We start from the raw sequence: 1080 nt of genomic DNA, 5'->3' as shown, positions 1-1080 counted from the left end.
CGACCCGGGCGAGCAGCGGGGCGGCCAGGGCGCGCAGCTGGTGCAGCGCCTCCAGCCGGTGGGCGCGCAGCTCGGCCTCGGCGAGCCGGGCGGCGGTGGCGGTGAGCTGGATCAGGAACGGGCGGACGCTGTGCGCCGGGCCGCTCAGGTTGATGGCGCCGACCAGCCGCCCGGTCCCGGGGTCGCGCACCGGCGCGGCCACGCAGGTCCAGGCGTGGTGGCTGCGCAGGTAGTGCTCGGCGGAGTGGACGTGCATCGGGCGCCGGGCGCGCAGCGCGACCGCGATGCCGTTGGTGCCGACGCTCTCCTCGATCCAGCGGGCGCCGGTGATGAAGCCGATCCGGTCGGCGCTGCGGCGCAGGCCGCGTTCGCCCTCCTGCCAGAGCACGTGGCCCTCGGCGTCGGCGACGGCCAGTAGCAGCGGGGCCGCTCCGCCCACCTCCAGCAGGGTCTCGCGCAGCACCGGCAGGACGGCGTCGAGTCCGCTGGTGCGGCGGCGCTGTTCGATTTCGCCGGGGCCCAGCAGGACGGCGGCGGCGCCGGTGTCGGGGTCGAGGCCGAGGCGGCGCAGCCGGGCCCAGGAGTCGCCGATCTCGGGGCGGGGTTCGAGCAGGCCGGGGCCGCCGGTCTCCTCGGTGAGGGCGGGAACGGCCAGTTCCCGGGCGGCGGCGTCGGCGAGGCTGCGGTCGTGGACCTTGGCCAGCTCCGACGCGGTCGGCGGGGTGCGGCGCTCGGGTCGTCGGGACTGCCGTCCGGTCTGCCGCACTCGCTTCGCTCCTCGCCGCCGTTCGAGGACGCGTCGGGGCCGACGCGCTGACGAAAGCGTACGGGGGCGGTGGGCCGCTGGGGATGGGGTCGGGCAAGTCGGCATACCGGGCGGTACGGAACGCGGGCCCGCGTTCCGTACCGCCGTACCGCCTGACGGCCGGACGGGGTCAGCGCTGCGCGCCGGAGCCCTGCTGGGCCGCCTCCACGGTGTGGTGCAGGTCGGCGCCGGCCTCCAGGGCGGCGCCGGTGCTCAGCGCCAGGCAGGCGGCCAGGGCCACGGCGGCGGCCCGCAGCCAGGTGCCGGGGGCGGTG

General features: G+C 78.1%; 1 protein-coding gene. It reads right to left on the bottom strand.

Annotated features, from left to right (window positions below):
• Positions 1-766 (bottom strand): GAF domain-containing protein (locus AE652_RS41915; protein WP_159028748.1); only part of this gene is annotated, 766 nt, incomplete at its 3' end.
• Positions 767-1080 lie beyond the last annotated feature (314 nt).

Source organism: Kitasatospora sp. MY 5-36 (genome assembly GCF_001182915.1).
Lineage (GTDB): Bacteria > Actinomycetota > Actinomycetes > Streptomycetales > Streptomycetaceae > Kitasatospora.
This window is presented reverse-complemented; position numbering and strand designations above follow the sequence as displayed.